Source organism: Microbacterium sp. NPDC090281, assembly GCF_044769635.1.
Taxonomy (GTDB): Bacteria; Actinomycetota; Actinomycetes; order Actinomycetales; family Microbacteriaceae; genus Microbacterium.
Map to the genome: position 1 here is coordinate 480,946 of NZ_JBIVYH010000002.1, position 20,408 is coordinate 501,353.

The window sequence follows — 20,408 nt, forward strand, 5'->3', positions numbered from 1 at the left end:
CGTTCGTGTGTCAGTCACTGTTTTCGCGCGCACGACGCCGCGTCCTAGGCTCGGGCCATGCGTCGACCGTTCATGGACACCCGCGACCAGCTCGAGAGCCTCGAAGGTCAGCAGTACCTCGTGCTCCGTCCCACCGCGGGCGTCGGCACGGTGTATCGGAGCGTCCAGGACGCCGCGCTCGAACGCCTCGGCATCCCGGCGCGGCGTCCGCACACCGGGCACGTCACGCTCCGTGGGTTCTACGAGCCGGAACGGCGCGAGGAACTCGCCGAGCTGATCCGCACCTGGGCGGCACAGCAGTCGCCGATCGAGGTCAGGGCCGAGGCCGTCGACGAGTTCCCCGCGCCCTGGCAGATCCTGATCGTGCGCCTCGCCCGCAGCGCCTCGCTGGTATCGGCGTATTCGAGCCTGACCGCCGCGCTGGATGCCACGGACTTCCGACGCCTCGGCGAACTGCCGTTGGAGGACTGGACCTTTCACCTGTCGGTGCTCTACGGCAAGACGCTCGACCCAGCGGAGTGGTCGCGATTCGCCCAGGCCGAGACCCGCACCTTCGCCTCAGAGCCGGTGGAGATCATCACCGAGGCCGAGCTGGTCTGGTACCAGGGCGGCATCGAGCACGCCGAGATCCTGACCTTCGGCGGCTGACAGCCGTCGGGAACCCGACTCAGCTCGGGCCCGAGGCTCAGCTCAGGCCGGAGTAGGCGTGCAGGCCCTTGAAGAAGACGTTCACGATCGTGAAGTTGAAGATCACGGCAGAGAAGCCGACGATCGCCAGCCACGCCGAGGGGTTGCCGCGCCAGCCGCGGGTCGCGCGGGCGTGGATGTATCCGGCGTAGATGACCCAGATCACGAACGTCCAGGTCTCCTTGACGTCGAAGCCCCAGAAACGGCTCCAGGCGTAGTACGCCCAGATCGATCCGGCGATGAGCGTGAAGGTCCAGAGGATGAAGCCGATGATCGTGAACATGTACGCCAGGCTCTCCAGGCGCACCGAATTCGGGAAGGTGCGGAGGAAGCCGGGACCGGTCTTCGTGGCACCCTCGCCGAGGAGACGCTCGCGGCGCGACTGCATGAGCTGGATCACCGAGAGCGCGAAAGCGAGTGCGAAGAACGCGGTCGCGAGCGAGGCGACGAACACATGGATGACGAGCCACACGCTCTTCAGCGGGTCCATCAGCGGCGAGACCTCGACGTAGAAGTTCGTCGCCCCGAGGCCGAGCAGCACCACGACGAGACCTGTGATGAACGTACCGAGGAACCGCAGGTCGATGCGGGTGAGGACCACGAGGTACACCGCGATGATGAGCAGGGTGCCCATCATGGCGAACTCGTACAGGTTCGCCCACGGCACTCGTCCCGCCGCGAGGCCACGGGTGACCGCAGCAGCGAGGTGGAACAGGAAGCCGAGCACGGTCAGCGAGGTGCCGATGCGGGCCATCACGAACCGTTGCGGAGCGGGGGTCGCGTCGGAAGAACCGGCGGAGGCGGTGACGCTCCCACCGCCTGCCCCGACGAGCACCGACTCCTTGACGGTCTGCGCATCGGCCGTGGCCTGCGAGCGCCGCGCGAGATCGAAGGCGTAGGCCACGAAGGCCGCCGCGTAGATCGCGATCGCCGTCCAGAGCAGGACCGGCGAGATCACGTTGAGCTCGAGCATGGTGTCAGTCTACTTTCCGGGTGTCGGTTGCCGGGGCTTCCGGCTCGGCGGACTCGTCTGCAGACGTGTCGGCGGTGTCATCGATCGTGGGGCGCACCGTCGTGCCGCCGGCCGCGTCGAGCAGCCGGGTGTGACCGGCGACGAGGTCTTCCACTGCTGCGGCGAGAGTCGGGTCTTCGCCGCGAGCGAGAGCGGCGTATTCGAGTGAGACCGCATCGTCGTGCGCCGTCGCCTTGACCCACACCCGTCGACGGGGCACGAACAGGGCGATCATGAGGCCGCCGAGTGCCAGCAGCGCGAAGCCGAGCACCCACACGCCGGACTCGTCACGATGGATCTGCAGCGAGGCGAAGCGCTTCACCGACTGCGAGGCGTCGGTCGCGCCGGCCGGAGAGTCATCCTCGAAGGTCACCGAACCGAGGCCGTTCGGGAGCTGGGCCGTCTGGCCGGGGGCGAGCTCGATCGATTCGACGTCGGTGCTGCGACCGGTGAGCTTGGTCATCCCGGTGGTGTCGAGCACGTAGACCGACCGCGGCACGCCCTCGTTGATCCCGAGGTCTCCCGTGTAAACGTCGAGCGTGAGCGTCGGGTTGGTGAGGTCGCCGTATGCGGAGAAGAACGCGCCAGTGTCGAGGACGCCGGTCGTCGGGTAGAAGAATCCGACCAGCCCGACCTGCTCGGCCAGTCCGTCCGGAACCTTGAGCACACCGAGCGAGGTCATGTTGTTGTCCTGCGGGAGGAACGGCGTGCTGTTGGTGAACACGACGTTGCCTTTCGGATCGCGCACAGTCACGGTCGGCGCGTAGCCGTTGCCGAGCAGGAACACGTCGTCGTCGGCGACCCCGAGCGGCTCGTTGACCTTGACGGAGCCCGTACGCTCCTCGCCGTTCTCCTTCACCGTGACGTTCGCGGAGAAGTTGCCGGCCTGGCCGGAACCCGGCTCACCGAACGGCTGGTACGTCACGTCGAACGAGTCGAGGCGCATCGAGTACGGCGAGAAGGCGTCGTCGCTCACGAAGCGACCGCGGTTCATGGAGTCGTAGTCGAGGAGCGTGTTCGCGAAGGTCTCGCCCTCGACCAGCACGCGCTGACCGGTGTACGAGAACCCGCCGCCGATGCCGACCGTGACCAGCACACCCACGAGCGCGAGGTGGAAGAGCAGGTTGCCGGTCTCGCGCCAGTAGCCACGCTCTGCGGAGACCGAGAAGGTGCGTCCACGGTCATAGCGCTCGACACGATAGCCGAGCGCTTTGAGCTGTTTCGTCGCTATCTCGATCGACGCCGCGGCCTCCGCCTCGGCATCCCCGGTCTTGGTGCCGGAATCGGCCGTGGCATCGCGCGTGATCGCACGGTAGTCCTCGAGCCGCTGCAGCCTCGCGGGCGTGCGGGGCGGACGCGCACGCAACGCCTTGGCGTGGTGCTTGATGCGCGGGATCACGCAGCCGACGAGCGAGGCGAACAGCAGCAGATAGATCGCCGAGAACCACGGCGACAGGTACACGTCGAACATCTTCAGTCCGTCGAGCACCGGGAAGAGATCGGGGTTGTCGCGCTCCCACTGCGTGACACCGTTCGGGTCGGCCATCCGCTGCGGGAAGATCGAGCCGGGAATCGCCGCGATCGCGAGCACGAGCAGCAGGATCAGCGCCGTGCGCATCGAGGTCAGCTGACGCCATCCCCAGCGCAGCCAGCCGACGAACCCGAGCCGCGGCTGGGCGATCGAGTCGTCGCCGTCGACGTGGTCGGACGGACGGAGCGGATCGCTGGAGTCGCTGTTCGCGTCACCCTTGTTCTTGGTCATGGCCTTCTCAGTGCGGGGGTTCTTCTCAGAGCTGGTGGATTTCACGGGGCGGTCAGAGCGGGAGGAGGACACTGCCGATCACCGCCATCAGCCGGGACATGATCTCGGTCCACAGGCCGGTGGCCATCAGGACGCCGAGCAGGATCAGCATCACTCCGCCGATGATGTTCACGACGCGGATGTGACGACGGAGGAAGCCGATCGCCTTGGTCGCCCACCCGAAGCCGAGCGCGACGAGCAGGAACGGGATGCCGAGGCCGAGCGAGTAAGCGAGCCCCAGGAAGCCTGCGCGTACCGGATCCCCCGCGTTGAACGAGAGGGCGATGATGGCCGCGAGAGTGGGCCCCATGCACGGCGCCCATCCGATGCCGAGTGCGATTCCGAGGAGAGGGGCTCCGACGATACCGGCCTTCGAGTCGACGTGGAAGCGGAACTCTTTCTGCGCGAACCCGAACAGACCGAGGAACACCAGTCCCATTCCGATGATGACGACGCCGAGGATGCGAGTGATGAGGTCGCCCCACTGCAGCAGGAACACGCCGACCGTTCCCCCGAGCACCGTGTAGGCGATGAAGACGATCGTGAAGCCCAAGATGAACAGCAGCACGCCCAGCACGAGCCGACCGCGTGTCGCGGTCTCAGTGGTCTGGGTCGTCGTCTGGCCCGGTGCTCCGGAAGCGGCGGCCGACCGCGGCGCGACCGCACCGCCGAGGAAGCCGAGGTAGCCGGGAACGAGAGGCAGCACGCACGGAGAGAGGAACGAGACGAGTCCCGCGAGCATCGCTACCGGGATGGCGATCCAGAGGGCCCCGGAGCCGATGATCGCTTCGGGATTCATGAAGTGCCCTGGCCGCTCACGAGTCCTCCGCCAACGCGTCCTTGACGAGCGTGGAGAGGATCGACTTCCCATCGATCGGACCGATGATGCGCGCGGCGACGCGGCCCTGCTTGTCGAGCACCAGCGTGGTCGGCGTCGCGGCGATCGGCGTCTCCTTGGCGAACGCGACCTTGGCCTCGGCCGTGTCGACGTCGATCAGACTCGGGTAGGTGATGCCGTATTCGTTGGCGAACGCGACGGCGGTATCCGCCTGATCGCGGGTGTTGATGCCGATGAATGCGACGTCCTGATCGCTGAAGTCCTGCCAGACGCCTTCCAGATCGGCGGCCTCGAGACGGCACGGCGCGCAGCCGGCGTACCAGAAGTTGATCACGGCGACCTGTCCGGCGATGTCCTTGCTGTCGAACTCCTCGCCCTTCTCGGTCACCCCGCTGAAGACGACGGGTTCGCCGCGATCGGCGACGGGGATCTCGACGATCGCACCGTCGGCTGCGACGTAGCCGGTGTTCTCGCCGTTCAGGAAGGATTCACTGACCGGATCGGGAGCGCACGCGCTCAGACCGATGGCGAGCACCGCAGCGAGCGCGGCACCGACCGCACGACGCGAACGCCGGGTGCGGGAGGAGCGGCCGCTGCGGATAGGACGGACCGTCGAATCGCTTGGCACGACTCCGAGTTTACGCAGAAGATCCTATGCACGAGCCGGAAACGAGCCCTCCGCGGAGGGGCGTCAGAAGCGCGCCAGAACGTCATCCACACCTGCCCGGAAGCGCGGGCAAGTGGCGATGTCATGGGCCCGGCAGCCCATCGCGTGCTCGGTCATCTCTCGGGATCTGCGCATCTCCTCCATGCGTCGATCGAGGTCGTCCAGGTGCTGCTGCAACACCTGATGCCGCCCGGCACTCCCGTCGTCGAGCAGCACCGCGATCTGTTCGAGGCTCATCCCCGCGGCCTTGCTGCGTTGGATTACGGCGATGCGTACAACCTCGTCCTCGCCGTAGCGCCTCCGCCCCGCAGAGTCGCGCGGAGGAGTGAGCAGCCCCACCGACTCCCAATGCCGCAGCACGTTCGTCGGCAGCTCGAAACGGGCCGCGACATCGCCGACGGACCACGGATGCTCGGAACTTGACTTCATGTTGACATGAAGTCACAGACTGGCGTGGAACGCAACATCCAGCGGGAAGGACCACCCATGTACGACGCCATCGTGATCGGCGCAGGACCGGCAGGACTGCAGGCCGCCCTGACCCTCGGACGGATGCATCGATCGACGCTGCTCCTGGATTCCGGCGAATACCGGAACGGCACAGTCCTGCACATGCACAACATGGTCGGTGCCGACGGCGCTCCCCCGGCCGAGTTCCGCGCGACCGCCCGAGCGGAGCTTTCCGCCTACGACGATGTGGAGATCCGCGACGCGGCAGCGACGAGCGTCTCGGGTGCCGAGGATGCGTTCGTGGTGGGCATCGCCGACGGGTCGGTGGTCGAAGCGCGCCGGGTCATCATCGCCACGGGGGTCACCGACGACCTCCCAGACGTCCCCGGACTGCAGGACCTGTGGGGAACCCTCGCGTTCAGCTGCCCGTTCTGCGACGGACACGAGCATGCCGGCAAGCCGATCGCCATCATCGGCGCAGCTCCGCGGGCCGAGCACCTCATCGGCCTGTTGGGCCGGATCGTCGGAGAGATCACCGTCTTCCCCGTCGCTGAGTTGTTCGCCGACGACGACATCCGGATGCTCGAGGCGAAGGGCGTGCGGGTGAGCTCCGCCCCGGTCTCCTCCGTCGAGAAGGTCGACCACGGGATCCGCATCCGCACGGATGACGGTGAGCGCGTGGTCGCCGGCGTCTTCGTGGCGGCAGGATCGATGCGTCAGCGATCGCCGTTCGCCGCGCAGCTCGACCTGCAGATGCTCGCGTCCGGCTGCATCGAGATCGACGAATTCGGGCGCACCTCCGTGCAGGGCGTCTTCGCCGCGGGCGACCTCGCCCACCGCGCGACGCTCCCCGGCCCGATGGCGTCGGTGCTGCTGGCTGCTGCCGCCGGTCAGCTCGCCGCGGTCGGCATCATCCAGTCGCTCCTGGCGGCCGAGCACTGACCTCGGCCGTTCGAATCGCGCAACTGGTCGCATCCATCGTGGAGATGGGGCCAGTTGCGCGATTCGAAGGCGAGGAGCGGGTCAGACCGCGCCGACGTCGACCGCGCCGCCGGTCGCCGCGGGCTCCGCGTACGCGACCTCGCGCCAGACGTCGCCGACGCGCTCGAACGAGGTGACGCTCGACAGAGCGCAGCGACGGGTGCGCGGATCGTGCCGCAGTGGCAGGCCTGCCACGCGCAGGTGGGTGATCCAGATCGGTGCCTGGTGCGAGACCATCACGACGTCGCCGTCGGCTGACGCATCCCACGCCTCGTCCATGATGCCGAGCATCCGCTCCGCGATGGAGGAATACGGCTCACCCCAGCTGGGGACGGACGGCTGGCGCAGGTGCCACCAGTTCAAGGGGTTCATCAGCGACCGGCGCATCTGCGTACCCTCGAACACGTTCGTCGGCTCGATCAGACGGATGTCAATCTCGGGCACGAGGTCGAAACGCTCGGCGAACGGTTCCGCCGACTCCTGCGCACGCTCCAACGGCGAGGCGTACAGCGCGGCGATCGGCCGATCCAGCGAAGCCACATGGTCGGCGGCCGCTGCAGCCATCTCCCGGCCCGCGTCGCTCAGGTGGTAGTCGGGAAGCCGACCGTAGAGCACGCGAGCCGGGTTGTGCACCTCGCCGTGTCGGACGAGGTGCAACCGCGACGCCGTCATCTCACGCCTTGCTGTAGCGCGCGTCCCCGAAGCCGAGGATCAGGTACCCGATGTAGGGGAAGAGGAGCAGCAGGAAGAACGAGAAGACCCCGCCCTTTCCGAAGCGCGCACCGAGCTTGAACGCGACGATGATCGCGAGGACCAGGTTCACGATAGGGACGAGGTACAGCAACGCGAACCAGCCGGACATACCGGCGATCTTCACCAGGAAGACGAGGTTCACGAACGGGATGATCGCGAGGATGCCGGGGTAGCCGGCCTTCGTGAACACCTTCCACAGCCCGACCGCGACGAGGATGTAGAAGACGAGCGCGATCAGACCGGTGGTGCCGGAGAAGATCGATGCATAGAGATCGGAGATGCCGTTGTTGTCCATGGGGGTGCACGCTTTCTGTGTAAAGGCTGTGTCGTGGCGATCATACTGATCCGGCGACTCCGGCACCGCCAACGGGGCCGATGGCGTTCTGCCCGCCCCCGTAGAATGGGCGGGTTCCCCATTTCCCAGATCAGAAGGAATACTCCGTGCTTCGCACCCACTCGGCAGGCTCACTGCGAGCCGAGCACATCGGTCAGACCGTCACCCTCGCGGGTTGGGTCGATCGCCGTCGTGACCACGGAGGAGTCGCTTTCATCGATCTGCGGGATGCCTCGGGCATCGCCCAGGTCGTCATCCGTGACGAGGAGATCGCCCACCCGCTGCGCAACGAGTTCGTGCTCCAGGTCACCGGTGTGGTCTCGCAGCGCCCTGACGGCAACGCGAACCCGAACCTGCCCACGGGCGAGATCGAGCTCATCGCGAGCGACGTCGAGGTGCTCAACGAGTCCGCGCCGCTGCCCTTCCAGGTCTCCACGGCTCTCGCCGAGACCGAGACCGTCGGCGAAGAGGCACGCCTCAAGTACCGCTACCTCGACCTGCGCCGTCCCGCGCCGGCATCCGCCCTGCGCCTGCGCTCGAACGTCTACAAGGCGATCCGCGACGTGCTGCACGCCGACGACTTCACCGAGGTCGAGACTCCGACGCTCACCCGCTCGACCCCTGAGGGCGCCCGCGACTTCCTGGTGCCCGCCCGCCTCAGCCCGGGCAGCTGGTACGCGCTGCCGCAGTCGCCGCAGCTGTTCAAGCAGCTGCTGATGGTGGGAGGCGTGGAGAAGTACTTCCAGATCGCGCGCTGCTACCGCGACGAAGACTTCCGTGCCGACCGCCAGCCGGAGTTCACGCAGCTCGACATCGAGATGAGCTTCGTCGACCAGGAAGACGTCATCGCACTGATGGAGACGCTCATCCAGGCGATGTGGGCGACGATCGGCGTCGAGGTCGCCACCCCGCTGCCGCGCATGACCTACGCCGAGGCGATGGCCAAGTACGGCTCCGACAAGCCCGACCTGCGCTTCGGACTCGAGCTCGTCGAGATGACCGAGTACTTCAAGGAAACCCCGTTCCGGGTGTTCCAGGCCGAGTACGTCGGCGCGGTTCGCATGCCCGGCGGTGCCTCGCAGCCGCGCAAGCAGCTCGACGCGTGGCAGGACTGGGCGAAGCAGCGCGGCGCTCGCGGTCTCGCCTACGTCCTGTTCAACGAGGACGGCTCACTCGGTGGCCCCGCTGCCAAGAACCTCTCCGAGGCGGAGCAGGCCGGACTCGCGGCGTTCGTCGGCGCTGAGCCGGGCGACTGCGTGTTCTTCGCTGCCGGCTCCACGAAGGAGAGCCGTGCGCTGCTCGGTGCTGCGCGCGTCGAGATCGGTCGCCGTCTCGGCTACCTCAACCCCGACGAGTTCGCCTTCACCTGGGTGGTCGACGCCCCGATGTTCGAGCCTGCGGCGGATGCCGTGGCATCCGGTGACGTGGCCGTCGGCGCCGGCGCCTGGACCGCAGTGCACCACGCGTTCACCGGTCCGAAGCCGGAGTTCCAGGACACGTTCGACACCGACCCCGGATCTGCTCTCGCCTACGCATACGACATCGTGTGCAACGGTTCCGAGCTCGGCGGCGGGTCGATCCGCATCCACCGCGAAGACGTGCAGAAGCGCGTGTTCGAGGTCATGGGCATCAGCGACGAGCAGGCCGATGAGCAGTTCGGCTTCCTGCTCGACGCGTTCAAGTTCGGCGCACCGCCGCACGGCGGGATCGCGCTCGGCATGGACCGCGTGCTGCAGCACCTGACCAAGACCGAGTCGATCCGCGAGGTCATCGCGTTCCCGAAGTCGGGCAACGGCTACGACCCGCTGACCTCCGCTCCGGCACCGATCACCGACGCGCAGCGCGCCGAGGCCGGAGTCGACTTCGAGCCCGAGGACGACGAGGCCTGACCTCCCCGCCCTTCGCAGGCACAGGTACACACGCCGGATCAGGCGGTTCCGCGAGGAACCTGCCTGATCCGGCGTTTCTGCCTGATCCGGCAGGCCGCACGCGCGGCAGGGCATCGCGCGGCAGAGCATCGTGAGCCTAAGACGAGAGCGCCGCGAACGCGGGCACGATGTTCTCGTTCCACACGTCGACACCGAGCTTCGCGATCAGTGCGATGACGACCACGAGGAACACCACGCGGATGAACGTGGTCCCGCGCGAGATCGCCATGCGCGACCCCAGGTAGCTGCCGGCGACGTTCGCGACCGCGAGGATGCTTCCCAGCAGCCACAGCACGGCGCCGTGCGGGATGAACAGCATCAGGGCGCCCGCGTTCGTCGCGAGGTTCACGATCTTGGCCTTGGCGCTCGCCTGCAGGAAGTCGTAGCCGAGCAGGGCGACCAGGGTGATCACGAGGAAGGTTCCTGTACCCGGCCCGATCATCCCGTCGTAGAAGCCGATGCCGAGTCCCGCCACGCCCGCCATGATGTGGTGTTTGTGCCCGTGGAACCGCAACTGGGTCGCCGCGCCCATCTGCGGCTTGAACGCGGTGAACAGCGCCACCACGAGCAGCGCGATCACGATGATGGGTTTGAACGCGGCCGGCGGCAGCACGGTCGCGACCGCCGCTCCACCGAAGGAGCCGATCAAGGCGATGATCGCCATCGGCAGGGCGGTGCGCAGGTCGGGTTTCGCGCGGCGATAGTAGGTGACGCTGCTGGTCGCGGTGCCGAAGACCGAGGCGAGCTTGTTCGTCGCGAGCGCCTGCACCGGGGAGATACCGGGAATCAGCAGGAGAGCCGGAAGCTGCAGCAGCCCTCCCCCACCGACGACCGCATCGATCCAGCCGGCGCAGAAAGCGGCGATGACGACGAGCAGCAGCATCCCCCAGGTGAGCTGCTCGAGTCCGAGCACGGCGCCGATATCCACCTCGCCATGATTCCAGAGAGTCGGCGTTGCCCTCGCATCGGCGCCGGGAGTTACAGCGCGCGCTGGCAGACTGGAGCCATGCTCGATGCACTCCCGCTGCCCCACTCGTTCGAATCGCGCATCGGAACCGCGCTCCTCCGCCGTGCGACGGCCGACGACACGGATGCCGTGATCGCTCTGCTCGCCGACGATCCGATCAGTGCAGCACGCGGTGATGTGGCGTCCGACGAAGACCGTCCCGCATACGAGCAGGGGCTCCTCGAGATCCTGGCCGAGCCGTCGAACGACCTGCTCGTGGTCGAACTCGACGGTGCGATCGTCGGCACGCTGCAGCTCACATCGATCCCGGGGATGGCGCGGCGCGGCGCACGGCGACTGCTCGTCGAGGCCGTGCGGGTGCAGAGCAGCCTGCGCTCGTCGGGCATCGGCTCCGCCGTGATGCGCTGGGTCGGCGAAGTCGCAGCCCCCGCAGTCGGCGCGACCATGGTGCAGCTCACCTCCGATGCCGCCCGCACCGACGCCCACCGCTTCTACGAGCGCCTGGGCTACGTCGGCTCGCACCGCGGATTCAAGTACACGGTCCCCCAAGGCTGAAACCCGGCGGCCCCGACCGGCCACCGCCTCGCCACCATCCGTTCACCAGACCCGCGACGGGCGGCAACCTCCGCCTCATAGTGTCCTCTCGCAACCCGAAACCGGCTCACAGCGCCGGACACCGAGAGGACACTCATGGCTCGCTTCACCCGCCGCGCGCGCATCGGCGCCGGCATCGCCCTGGCCACCACGGCCGTACTCGCGCTGACCTCCTGCGCAGGGGCGACCGACGCTCCCGCTGCCGGCGACTCCGACGTGGACGCTTCCGCCGCGACCGCCGTCGCGGACTTCGGCACGTTCGCCGACCTCGAAGCCGCTGCCAAGGCCGAGGGCTCGCTCAACGTCATCGCGCTGCCCCGTGACTGGGCGAACTACGGCGAGATCCTCGATCTCTTCGCCGAGAAGTACCCCGAGATCACGATCAATGAAGCCTCCCCCGACGTCTCGAGCGCCGAGGAGATCCAGGCCGCGAAGACGAACGAGGGCCTGGACACCGCCCCCGACGTGTTCGACATCGGCCTCACGGTCGCCCTGCAGAACACCGATGTCTTCGCGCCGTACAAAGTGCAGACCTGGGATGACATCCCCGACGAGCTGAAGGAGCCCACCGGTCTCTTCGTCGGCGACTACGGCGGATACATGTCGATCGGCTACGACTCGTCGAAGTTCGAGGCTCCCGCCGAGCTCTCCGACCTGCTCTCGGCCGACTACAAGGGCGCCGTCGCGATCAACGGCGACCCGACGCAGGCTGGTGCCGCGTTCGCAGCGGTGGGCCTCGCCACCGTGCAGTCCGACGGCACGCTCGACGACTTCCAGCCGGGCATCGACTTCTTCTCGGAGCTGCAGAAGGCCGGCAACCTGCTCAAGGTCGACGTCACGACCGCGACCATCGCGAGCGGTGAGACCCCGGTCGTCTTCGACTGGGACTACCTGAACGCCTCGCACACGGCCGACAACAAGGACTGGAAGGTCGTCGTGTTCGACGGCACCGGCTATGCCGGCTACTACAACCAGGCCATCAACGCCGACGCCCCGCACCCGGCCGCCGCGCGCCTGTGGCAGGAGTTCCTCTACAGCGACGAGGTGCAGAACCTCTGGCTGAAGGGTGGCGCCCGCCCGGTGCGCATGGAGGCCATGACCGACGCCGGCACGATCGACGCCGACCTGGCAGCCGCCCTCCCCGAGGCACCGGAGGAGACGGTCGTCCCGACCGAGGAGCAGTCGACGAACGCCGGCACGCTGCTCGGCGAGAAGTGGGCCGCGGCGGTCCAGTGACCACCCTCACCGCAACGGGGGCGGATGCTGCGGCGTCCGCCCCCGCCACCCCCGCCGGGTCCTCGCAGCACGCGAGGGCCCGGCGGTCCGCTCCGTCCCTCGCCTGGCTCGGGCTCGTCCCGTTCGCCGCCTATGTCGTGCTCTTCCTGGCAGTCCCGACGATCCTGTCGATCGGCTCCGGCTTCTTCACGAAGGACGGCACGTTCACGTGGGCGAACCTGTCGGCCCTCGCCGACCCCGTCGTGCTGAACACCTTCGCCAACTCCGCCGGGCTCTCTCTGCTCACCGCCGTCGTCGGCGCACTGGTCGGTGCACTCGTCTGCTACGCGCTGCTCGGCATGGACCCCGAGGGCAGAACACGCTCGGCGGTGGATGCCGCGGCGGGTGTGCTCGCGCAGTTCGGCGGCGTCATGCTGGCGTTCGCCTTCATCGCGACGATCGGCATCCAGGGCGTCGTCACGGTCTTCCTGAAGGACTCCTTCGGCGTCAACATCTTCGAGAACGGCACCTGGCTCTATGAGCTGCCGGGCCTCATCCTCCCCTACTTCTACTTCCAGATACCGCTCATGGTGATCACCTTCATGCCCGCCCTCGCCGCTCTCAAGCCGCAGTGGGCAGAGGCCAACCTCACCCTCGGTGGCACGAGATCGAGCTTCTGGGTCCGCATCGGCATCCCCGTACTCGCCCCGTCGTTCCTCGCCAGCCTGCTGCTGCTGTTCGCGAACGCCTTCTCCTCGTATGCCACGGCCGCCGCCCTCGCCAGCCAGGGTGCGCAGATCGTGCCGCTCCAGATCCGCACCGCTCTCACGAGCGAGACGGTGCTCGGCCGCGAGAACCTCGCCGGCGCCCTCGCGCTCGGCATGATCGTGATCGTCGGGATCGTGATGGCGCTGTACTCCCTCGTGCAGCGACGCGCTGCGAGGTGGCAGTCATGAACCGCCTCGGTCCCTCTCTCGCAACCCGCTGGATCATCGGCATCCTTGTCGGCGCGTTCTTCGCGATCCCACTGGTATCGACGTTCCTGTTCACCCTGCGCGACCCTGAGGGCGGATTGTCATTCGCCCGCTGGATCGCGCTGTTCGACCCAGCGGCCGCGGCGACCCTCAAGCCGATCTGGACGGGGCTTGGCAACTCGATGATCCTCGCGGTCGTGACGGTCGCCATCGTCCTGCTGCTGCTCGCACCGACCATGATCCTGGTGAACCTGCGCTTCCCGAAGCTCAAGCCGGCCTTCGAGTTCGCGGTGCTGCTTCCCATCTCGATCCCGGCGATCGTGCTCGTGGTCGGCCTCGCCCCGATCTATCTGCAGATCGGCCGCGCGTTCGGCACCGGCACCTGGACGCTCGCCTTCGCCTACGGGATCACGGTTCTCCCGTTCGCTTTCCGCTCGATCCAGGCATCGATCGATGCGGCGGATCTGCGCACGCTCTCCGAAGCGGCGCGCTCGCTCGGCGCGAGCTGGCCGACGGTCGTTTTGAAGGTGCTCGCCCCGAACATGCGCCAGGGACTGCTCGCGGCATCGCTGATCTCCATCGCCGTGGTGCTCGGGGAGTTCACGATCGCCTCGCTCCTGAACCGCCAGGTGTTCCAGACCGCCATGGTCGTCGTGAACAAGCAGGATCCCTACGCCCCGGCGATCTTCACCCTGCTGGCGCTGCTGCTCGTCTTCCTCCTGCTCCTCGTCATCGGCCGCGTCGCCCGCGGCTCCGGAAAGGCCCGCTCATGACCCTCGACCACGCGCTCCCGCGCACCAAGGACAACCTGCTCCTCGCTCAGGCCGGCGAGGGCACCCGCGTCGAGCTGCAGGGCATCGTCAAGAGCTACGCCGGCAACCGGGTGCTGCACGGGGTCGACCTCGACATCGCGCCCGGCGAGTTCGTCTCCCTCCTCGGCCCTTCCGGTTGCGGCAAGACGACCCTGCTGCGAGTTCTCGCAGGTCTCGAGGGCGCCGACGAGGGCGCGGTGCTCCTGGGCGGCGGTGACGTGTCGCGAGTGCCGACCAACAAGCGCGACATCGGCATGGTCTTCCAGTCGTACTCCCTGTTCCCGCACCTGCGGGTCGCCGAGAACACCGCTTTCGGCCTGCGTCGACGCGGCGTCGGCAAGGCGGAGGCCGCACGACGGGCCCTCGACGCCCTCGCGCTGGTCGGCCTCGCCGACTTCGCCGACAGGTTCCCGCACCAGCTCTCCGGCGGGCAGCAGCAGCGTGTGGCGCTCGCGCGCGCACTGGTCACCGAGCCCAAGGTGCTGCTGCTCGACGAACCGCTCTCGGCGCTCGACGCGAAGGTGCGGGTTCAGCTGCGCGACGAGATTCGCCGCATCCAGCTGCGTCTGGGGATCACGACCGTCTTCGTCACGCACGATCAGGAAGAGGCGCTGGCCGTGTCCGACCGGATCGCCGTGATGAACGCGGGTCGCATCGAGCAGATCGGCTCGCCGGAGCAGCTCTACACGATGCCCTCCACGGCCGGGGTGGCGGCGTTCGTCGGCCTGTCCAGCGTCGTGTCGGGGGTGGCCGAGGGCGATCACGTCATGGTGTGGGGACAGCGGCTCCCCCTGCAGTCACCGGCAGACGGTCCGGTCGACGTGTACCTTCGGCCGGAGAACGTCTACTTCGCGTCAGAGGCCGACGCCGCAGCCGACGCCCTCGTCGAGGAGAGCACGTTCCTCGGCAGCATGCGTCGTACGCTCGTGCGCACCGAGTCGGGTGAGCTCGTGCGGGTGCAGCACTCCCCGGGGACCCACCCCGCGTTCGGCGATCGCGTGCGCATCGCGATCGCCCCCGAGCCGGTCGCCGTGCATCCGCGGGGCTGAGTCATCGCTCTTCCCCCGGGCCCGCTCTGAGCGCTAGCGTGAGGCCCGAGGGGCGGGGTTCCCTCTGTTCAAGAGAGAGAAAGGACGCCTCATGGCAGGCAAGTTCGAGTTGTACACCGACAAGTCCGGCGAGTACCGGTTCCGTCTGAAGGCCGGCAACGGCGAGACCATCGCGGTCAGCGAGGGATATTCGTCGAAGTCCGCCGCGCTGAACGGCATCGACTCCGTCCGCCGCAACGCCGCAGACGCCGAGGTCGTCGAGGCCTGACCTCACCGATCCACGTTTCACGACGAGACCCCCTGTCACAGACATCTGTGACAGGGGGTCTCGTCGATTTCGGCTCAGAGCACGCGCGAGAGGAAGTCCTTCGTGCGCTGATGCTGCGGGTTGCCGAGCACCTCGCGCGGATCGCCCTCTTCGACGATGTGCCCACCGTCCATGAAGATCAGGCGGGATCCGACTTCGCGCGCGAAGCCCATCTCGTGCGTGACGACGAGCATCGTCATCCCCTCGTCGGCCAGCGAGCGCATGACCTGCAGCACCTCGCCGACCAGTTCGGGGTCGAGCGCCGATGTCGGCTCGTCGAACAGCATCATGTCCGGGTTCATGCACAGCGCCCTGGCGATCGCCACACGCTGCTGCTGTCCGCCAGACAAGTGCCCGGGGTAGGCATCGGCTTTCTCCGCCAGGCCGACCCGATCGAGCATCGCGTGCGCGATCAACTCGGCTTCCTTCTTCGACCTCTTCTTCACCCGCTGCTGAGCGATCGTGAGGTTGCCCAGCACGTCGAGGTGCGGGAACAGGTTGAAGCTCTGGAACACCATGCCGATGCGGGTGCGCACGCGGTCGATGTCGACGTCGGGGTCGGTGATGTCGATCCCCTCGATCAGCACCTTGCCGCCGGTGGGCTCCTCGAGCAGGTTGACCGAGCGCAGCAGGGTCGACTTGCCGGAGCCCGACGGCCCGATCACGCACACGACCTCGCCCTTGGTGACGGTGAGGTCGATGCCCTTGAGCACCTCGTTGTCGCCGAACGACTTCACGAGCCCCTGCAGGTCGATCGCCGGGGCATGGACATCAATCAGGTCCGTGATCATCGCTGCCTCGCCATCCGACGCTCCAGCCACGCGCTGAAGCGCGTGAGCGGGATCGTCACGATCAGGTAGAGGACCGCCGCCATGATCAGCGGCGTTCCGTTCGCGTTCTGCGTGCTCGCATCACGGGCGAAGTTCGTCAGCTCCTTCGACCAGATGAACGAACCCGCGATGAAAAGAAGCGAGGTGTCCTTCAACAGCAGCACGAACTCGTTGGTCAGCGGCGGGATGATGATCCGGAACCCCTGCGGCACGACGATCCAGAAGGTCGTCTTCATCGGCGACATGCCCAGAGAGCGTGCTGCCTCCGTCTGCCCCTTCGGCACCGCCTGGATGCCGGCGCGGATCGTCTCGGCCATGTAGGCCGAGGCGACGAGCACGAGGCCGATCAGACCGAGCACCACTGGTCCGCCGAGCTTGGTCCCCGGAACGCCCAGGGCGATCGGCAGGATGAATGCGATGGCGAAGATCGTGAGGATCGCGGGAAGCCCACGGAACAACTCGATCCAGCACGTCGCGATCCACCGGAACGGTGCGATCACCGAGAGCTTCATCAGCGCGAGTACGACGCCGAGCAGCAGCCCGCCGGCGAACGCCACGGCCGTGAACCACAGTGTGTTCACCAGAGCGGTCGTGATGATCCCGGGGAACATCTTCGCCGCGACTTCAGGATTGAAGAACAGCGGTCCGATCTTCGCCCAGTCGGTGCTCACGATCGCCCAGACGGCGATCGCGATCAACACCACATAGACCGAGTACCGATACAGCCTGCTCTTGGTGGTACGCCTCAACGCCATCGTCGAGGTCCTCCCGCTCTACCGACGCCGCCGGTCACTTGGCCGCAAGGTACTCGTCGTAGATCTTCTGGTATCCGCCGTCGTCCTGGAGCTCCTTGAGCGCCTTGTTGACCGCGTCGCGCAGCTCGTCCTTCTCGCCCTTGGCGAAGGCGAAGCCGTACGTCTCGTCGGTCGGGTACGTCTCGACGATCTTGTAGTCGGGGTCGTCCTGCTCGTGCACGTAGTTGACGGGCTGGTCCTGCAGGATCGCGTCGATCTGACCGGCCTGCATGGCCGGCCACAGCTCGCCGTCCGAGGGGTACTGAACCAGCTGAGCCCCGGGAGCGTTCTCGCCCGCGTAGGTCTCGCCGGTGGTTCCCTGCTGCACGCCGACGTTCTTGCCGTCGAGGTCGTCGATCGACTTGATGTCCGAGTCGGCACGCACGAGAAGCGACTGCAGCGAGTCGACGTACGGGTCGGAGAAGTCGATGTTCGCCTTGCGCTCGTCGGTGATCGTCATCGCGGAGGCACCGATGTCACACGTGCCGGCGGCGAGAGTGGTTCCCGACTGCAGAGCGTCGAAGCCCACGTCCTGCACAGCGAGCTTCAGGTCGATCTTCTCGGCGATCGCGCTGAGCAGATCGATGTCGAAGCCCGAGTAGCCGGTCTCGGAACTGGTGTCCTCGACCTCGAACGGCGGGTAGGGGACGTCGGAGCACACCGTGAGCGTTCCGGCCTCGACGAGACCGTACTTGTCGTCGGCGGCGGGAGCGTCACTGCTTCCCGCGTCGGATGATCCGGTGGCGCAGCCGGCGAGCGCGAGGGTGGCCGTCGCCACGAGGGCGAGACCGGCGATGAGGTTGCGACGAGGCATGTCGGCTCCTGTGAGTCGAGGGCACGGAGGCCCGCTGACGGATAGGAGTTCATCTAAACATGCGGCTCGTCGCGTGACCAATGACATCGGCACCCGCGCGCATTACGTTTGTGTTGCAAGTACGCCCCGATCACACACGGAAACCGAGTTCCGGGGCCGGTGCGACGCAGTCTCAGACCTCGAAGTCGACGGCGACACGCGAGGAGACCACCGAGCGGATGCAGGCGGCGACCTCCTCATGCGCAGGGTGCACCTGGTACTCCTCGATCGCCGCGACGGATGCGAAGTCCGCGACGAGAGTGACATCCCAGTTCGTCTCCGTGTATGCCACGTTGGCGCCTGCCGAGATCGAGAGGAGCTGGGGCACAACGCCATCGAGAGCGTTGAGGCGGCGGGCGACCTCGAGGGCCTGCGCACCGCGCTCTGCGGCGTCTTCGGCGGCGAGCTTCCAGGTCACGACGTGGCGGATGGTCACAGAGATTCCTTCGTTCCGGTCAGCGCGTCTGCGCGAACAGACTCCTCGAGTGCTTCGCGCAGTCGATCAGGCGCCACGCGCCAATGTGCGTGCAGTTCGCCGTCGATCAGCACGACCGGGATCTTCTCCCACCACAGCTCGTAAAGTGCAGGGTCGTCGTGGATGGAGGCCTCGACGATCTCGATCTTCTCGGCCGCTGCGTCAGGCAGCTCGGCGACGACAGCATCGATGACGTCGGAGGCGACAGCGCACAGGTGACAGTCCGGCTTGCCGATCAGAGTCAGCGTGGTCACGCCGCAGGCACCTCGACCGCACGCCCCTGCGAGATCCACTCGCCGGTGCCGCCTTCGACGTTCGTGGCATCGAAGCCGCGGGCTTCGAGCGCCTCGACGACGCGTGCCGACCGACCACCCGCTTGGCAGATGACGTCGAATGCCTCTGCCGGAAGATCTTCGAGTCGATTGCCGATCTCAGACATCGGGATGTTGACGGCACCGGGCACGTGGCCTGCGGCGAACTCGTCCACCTCCCGCACGTCGATGAGTGGGATACCGGTGCGCTCGGCGAGTTCGGTGACGGTGATCGACTTCATGACATCCTCTCGGCAGGGCTGAGCTGCGGGCAGAGACACAAAGCGCCCGTCCGAAGACAGGCGCTCGTGTCTGGTCGCTTACTTCTTGTTGCGACGCTGGTGGCGAGTCTTACGAAGCAGCTTGCGGTGCTTCTTCTTCGCCATGCGCTTGCGGCGCTTCTTGATGACAGAACCCACGGAAACCTCACTAAGTCAGTGGCTGGGTGTCGCCGAAATCGGACACCCGGGTACGGGCACGGAAAATGCCTCGGGTCAGTCTAGCAAACCCGGCGGCCTCGGCTGTCACACTCATCGACCGCCCGAAGGCTGTCGAACGGTGAGACAGCTGCCGACGTCAGCCGACGTCGGCGATCGGGCGCTGCAGCGCGTCGGCCACAGCGGACTCTGGAACGCGATAACTGCGTCCGAAACGGACGGCTGGCAGCTCCCCAGCATGAACCAGCCGATACACGGTCATCTTGGACACGCGCATCAACTCTGCGACCTCAGCAACGGTGAGGAATCGGACGTCTGGAACCTCGGGCATCCCACGTACCCCTTTCTCGATGTGCACACTCTATGTGGTAGCTGGGACGCGTGTAAACCCATGTGGCCCATGTGATCAGTGAGGCGCCGACACGGTGGCGAAGGCCCGAACCGGGAACGTGCCGAACCCTCGTACCGCCGGCGGCGCCGCAGTGAACCTCGCTCCGCGCGCCGGAACCTCGTCGAGATTCGCCAGATGCTCGACCACATGCACCCCTCCGGCGAGCAGGATGCTGTGCGCCGGACGCTCCCCTCCGCTCTCGGTGTCGTCGATGTTGAGCGAGTCGATGCCGACGAGACGCACTCCGGCATCGACCAGGAAACGGGCGGTGTCCTCGACGAGGAAAGGGGCTCCAGAGGCATACTCCGGCCTCCCGAAGTACCGATCCCACCCGGTGTCGAGGAGCACGGCCGCACCATGAAGCTCCCGATCCGCGAGGGTGGTCGCCTGGATGCCGCGACGCTCGGGCGCCCACGCGTCGCGAAGATGGAACACCTCGGCCGGCAGACCCACGAGGGTGCGCAGCTCCAGCGAGGCGAGATCGCCACCGTCTGCATATCGGTGGAACGGAGCATCCAGGTAGGTGCCGGTGTTGCCGATCATCGTGATGACATCCATCTCGAACTCGGTTCCCGGCGCGTATCGCGCGCGAGAGTCCTCACGCGTGAGGTAGGGCGTGATGATCGGCGCCGGGAGACCGGGGTACGTCACGAGTCCGGCCTCGATCGGATGACTGAGGTCGATCACCCTATCCTCGACTGCGTCGCCGACGACATCCACGCCACGGCTCCCCCGGTGCGGCTCTTCGACTATGCGGAGATCGTGGAGCTGGACGGTGCTCACCAGCGCCAATCCGAGGTGCCGGATGAGGAGCGCACCGATCTCCTGCGCCGACACGTCCGCGCGAGGGAGGTCGAGGCGGAAGCCATCGCCCTGCATGCCGCCGCCGTTGGCGAAGGCGATCGTGAAGTCGAAGTGCGCTCTGCGGTCGGCAGTCATGCCCACATC

26 protein-coding genes are annotated in these 20,408 nt (G+C 67.1%); 9 read left to right on the forward strand and 17 right to left on the reverse strand.

Features of this window, described 5'->3' with window-relative positions; all coding sequences use genetic code 11:
* Nucleotides 1-57 precede the first annotated feature (57 nt).
* Nucleotides 58-648, forward strand: a complete 591-nt coding sequence (locus ACIQTX_RS16490; RefSeq protein ID WP_402974102.1) for a 2'-5' RNA ligase family protein — start codon at nt 58-60, stop codon at nt 646-648.
* A gap of 37 nt (nt 649-685) precedes the next feature.
* On the opposite strand, the gene ccsB is transcribed toward ACIQTX_RS16490, so the two are convergent.
* From ccsB to ACIQTX_RS16515, 5 genes are all read right to left on the reverse strand, one after another.
* The gene (ccsB, locus tag ACIQTX_RS16495; protein ID WP_105527743.1) at nt 686-1,660 is read right to left on the reverse strand and encodes a c-type cytochrome biogenesis protein CcsB; all 975 of its coding nucleotides are present in this window, start codon (nt 1,658-1,660) and stop codon (nt 686-688) included.
* A 4-nt stretch (nt 1,661-1,664) separates the two neighbouring features.
* Nucleotides 1,665-3,461, reverse strand: a complete 1,797-nt coding sequence (locus tag ACIQTX_RS16500) for a cytochrome c biogenesis protein ResB (protein WP_402974106.1) — start codon at nt 3,459-3,461, stop codon at nt 1,665-1,667.
* A 52-nt stretch (nt 3,462-3,513) separates the two neighbouring features.
* A complete protein-coding gene (locus ACIQTX_RS16505) occupies nt 3,514-4,299 on the reverse strand; it encodes a cytochrome c biogenesis CcdA family protein (RefSeq protein ID WP_402974109.1) in 786 nt (261 codons plus the stop codon).
* A 16-nt stretch (nt 4,300-4,315) separates the two neighbouring features.
* On the reverse strand, nt 4,316-4,966 hold the full coding sequence (locus ACIQTX_RS16510) for a TlpA family protein disulfide reductase (protein WP_402974112.1): 651 nt from the start codon (nt 4,964-4,966) through the stop codon (nt 4,316-4,318).
* Between the two features lie 63 nt (nt 4,967-5,029).
* Complete coding sequence (locus tag ACIQTX_RS16515) at nt 5,030-5,434, reverse strand: MerR family transcriptional regulator (RefSeq protein WP_105527747.1); 405 nt, start codon at nt 5,432-5,434, stop codon at nt 5,030-5,032.
* Nucleotides 5,435-5,440: 6 nt separating this feature from the next.
* Between ACIQTX_RS16515 and ACIQTX_RS16520 the strand changes: the two genes are divergently transcribed.
* Nucleotides 5,441-6,397, forward strand: a complete 957-nt coding sequence (locus ACIQTX_RS16520; protein ID WP_402974115.1) for an NAD(P)/FAD-dependent oxidoreductase — start codon at nt 5,441-5,443, stop codon at nt 6,395-6,397.
* An 81-nt stretch (nt 6,398-6,478) separates the two neighbouring features.
* Here ACIQTX_RS16520 and ACIQTX_RS16525 read toward each other — a convergent pair whose 3' ends face one another.
* Together ACIQTX_RS16525 and ACIQTX_RS16530 are read right to left on the reverse strand one after the other, a co-directional pair.
* A complete protein-coding gene (locus tag ACIQTX_RS16525; RefSeq protein ID WP_402974118.1) occupies nt 6,479-7,108 on the reverse strand; it encodes a histidine phosphatase family protein in 630 nt (209 codons plus the stop codon).
* A 1-nt stretch (nt 7,109) separates the two neighbouring features.
* Complete coding sequence (locus ACIQTX_RS16530; RefSeq protein ID WP_028502178.1) at nt 7,110-7,484, reverse strand: DUF5684 domain-containing protein; 375 nt, start codon at nt 7,482-7,484, stop codon at nt 7,110-7,112.
* A gap of 146 nt (nt 7,485-7,630) precedes the next feature.
* Between ACIQTX_RS16530 and aspS the strand changes: the two genes are divergently transcribed.
* Entirely contained in the window at nt 7,631-9,412 is a 1,782-nt protein-coding gene (gene aspS / locus ACIQTX_RS16535) for an aspartate--tRNA ligase (RefSeq protein ID WP_105527751.1), read from the forward strand.
* Between the two features lie 136 nt (nt 9,413-9,548).
* On the opposite strand, the gene ACIQTX_RS16540 is transcribed toward aspS, so the two are convergent.
* Entirely contained in the window at nt 9,549-10,334 is a 786-nt protein-coding gene (locus tag ACIQTX_RS16540; protein ID WP_402975565.1) for a sulfite exporter TauE/SafE family protein, read from the reverse strand.
* 123 nt (nt 10,335-10,457) lie between these two features.
* Between ACIQTX_RS16540 and ACIQTX_RS16545 the strand changes: the two genes are divergently transcribed.
* The 6 genes from ACIQTX_RS16545 to ACIQTX_RS16570 all read left to right on the forward strand — a co-directional run bounded on the left by ACIQTX_RS16545 (nt 10,458) and on the right by ACIQTX_RS16570 (nt 15,330).
* Nucleotides 10,458-10,973, forward strand: coding sequence for a GNAT family N-acetyltransferase (locus tag ACIQTX_RS16545; RefSeq protein WP_105527752.1), 516 nt, complete (start codon nt 10,458-10,460; stop codon nt 10,971-10,973).
* Between the two features lie 135 nt (nt 10,974-11,108).
* On the forward strand, nt 11,109-12,248 hold the full coding sequence (locus ACIQTX_RS16550; RefSeq protein ID WP_402974123.1) for an ABC transporter substrate-binding protein: 1,140 nt from the start codon (nt 11,109-11,111) through the stop codon (nt 12,246-12,248).
* The gene (locus tag ACIQTX_RS16555; RefSeq protein ID WP_402974125.1) at nt 12,245-13,183 is read left to right on the forward strand and encodes an ABC transporter permease; all 939 of its coding nucleotides are present in this window, start codon (nt 12,245-12,247) and stop codon (nt 13,181-13,183) included. Before ACIQTX_RS16550 ends, ACIQTX_RS16555 begins: the two co-directional genes overlap by 4 nt.
* The gene (locus ACIQTX_RS16560) at nt 13,180-13,974 is read left to right on the forward strand and encodes an ABC transporter permease (protein ID WP_402974128.1); all 795 of its coding nucleotides are present in this window, start codon (nt 13,180-13,182) and stop codon (nt 13,972-13,974) included. The genes ACIQTX_RS16555 and ACIQTX_RS16560 overlap by 4 nt, the downstream gene beginning before the upstream one ends.
* On the forward strand, nt 13,971-15,062 hold the full coding sequence (locus ACIQTX_RS16565) for an ABC transporter ATP-binding protein (RefSeq protein WP_402974131.1): 1,092 nt from the start codon (nt 13,971-13,973) through the stop codon (nt 15,060-15,062). The genes ACIQTX_RS16560 and ACIQTX_RS16565 overlap by 4 nt, the downstream gene beginning before the upstream one ends.
* A gap of 91 nt (nt 15,063-15,153) precedes the next feature.
* A complete protein-coding gene (locus ACIQTX_RS16570) occupies nt 15,154-15,330 on the forward strand; it encodes a YegP family protein (protein WP_081663082.1) in 177 nt (58 codons plus the stop codon).
* Between the two features lie 74 nt (nt 15,331-15,404).
* Here ACIQTX_RS16570 and ACIQTX_RS16575 read toward each other — a convergent pair whose 3' ends face one another.
* The 9 genes from ACIQTX_RS16575 to ACIQTX_RS16615 all read right to left on the reverse strand — a co-directional run bounded on the left by ACIQTX_RS16575 (nt 15,405) and on the right by ACIQTX_RS16615 (nt 20,399).
* Complete coding sequence (locus ACIQTX_RS16575) at nt 15,405-16,160, reverse strand: amino acid ABC transporter ATP-binding protein (protein ID WP_105527757.1); 756 nt, start codon at nt 16,158-16,160, stop codon at nt 15,405-15,407.
* Nucleotides 16,157-16,954 carry an amino acid ABC transporter permease gene (locus tag ACIQTX_RS16580; RefSeq protein WP_028502169.1) on the reverse strand — a complete coding sequence of 266 codons (798 nt, stop codon included), beginning with the start codon at nt 16,952-16,954 and terminating at the stop codon, nt 16,157-16,159. The genes ACIQTX_RS16575 and ACIQTX_RS16580 overlap by 4 nt, the downstream gene beginning before the upstream one ends.
* A 34-nt stretch (nt 16,955-16,988) precedes the next feature.
* Nucleotides 16,989-17,807 carry a basic amino acid ABC transporter substrate-binding protein gene (locus ACIQTX_RS16585; RefSeq protein ID WP_028502168.1) on the reverse strand — a complete coding sequence of 273 codons (819 nt, stop codon included), beginning with the start codon at nt 17,805-17,807 and terminating at the stop codon, nt 16,989-16,991.
* A 172-nt stretch (nt 17,808-17,979) separates the two neighbouring features.
* Nucleotides 17,980-18,282 carry a Dabb family protein gene (locus ACIQTX_RS16590; RefSeq protein ID WP_402974136.1) on the reverse strand — a complete coding sequence of 101 codons (303 nt, stop codon included), beginning with the start codon at nt 18,280-18,282 and terminating at the stop codon, nt 17,980-17,982.
* The gene (locus ACIQTX_RS16595) at nt 18,279-18,575 is read right to left on the reverse strand and encodes a glutaredoxin family protein (RefSeq protein ID WP_028502166.1); all 297 of its coding nucleotides are present in this window, start codon (nt 18,573-18,575) and stop codon (nt 18,279-18,281) included. Before ACIQTX_RS16595 ends, ACIQTX_RS16590 begins: the two co-directional genes overlap by 4 nt.
* Complete coding sequence (locus tag ACIQTX_RS16600; RefSeq protein ID WP_028502165.1) at nt 18,572-18,874, reverse strand: rhodanese-like domain-containing protein; 303 nt, start codon at nt 18,872-18,874, stop codon at nt 18,572-18,574. Before ACIQTX_RS16600 ends, ACIQTX_RS16595 begins: the two co-directional genes overlap by 4 nt.
* Nucleotides 18,875-18,952: 78 nt before the next feature.
* Nucleotides 18,953-19,051: a 30S ribosomal protein bS22 gene (locus tag ACIQTX_RS16605; protein WP_003792170.1), complete on the reverse strand. Its 99-nt coding sequence runs from the start codon at nt 19,049-19,051 to the stop codon at nt 18,953-18,955.
* 157 nt (nt 19,052-19,208) lie between these two features.
* Nucleotides 19,209-19,400 (reverse strand): helix-turn-helix domain-containing protein, encoded by a 192-nt coding sequence (locus ACIQTX_RS16610; protein WP_017204627.1) that lies wholly within the window; start codon nt 19,398-19,400, stop codon nt 19,209-19,211.
* Nucleotides 19,401-19,475: 75 nt separating this feature from the next.
* Entirely contained in the window at nt 19,476-20,399 is a 924-nt protein-coding gene (locus tag ACIQTX_RS16615) for a cyclase family protein (protein WP_402974141.1), read from the reverse strand.
* Nucleotides 20,400-20,408: the final 9 nt, after the last annotated feature.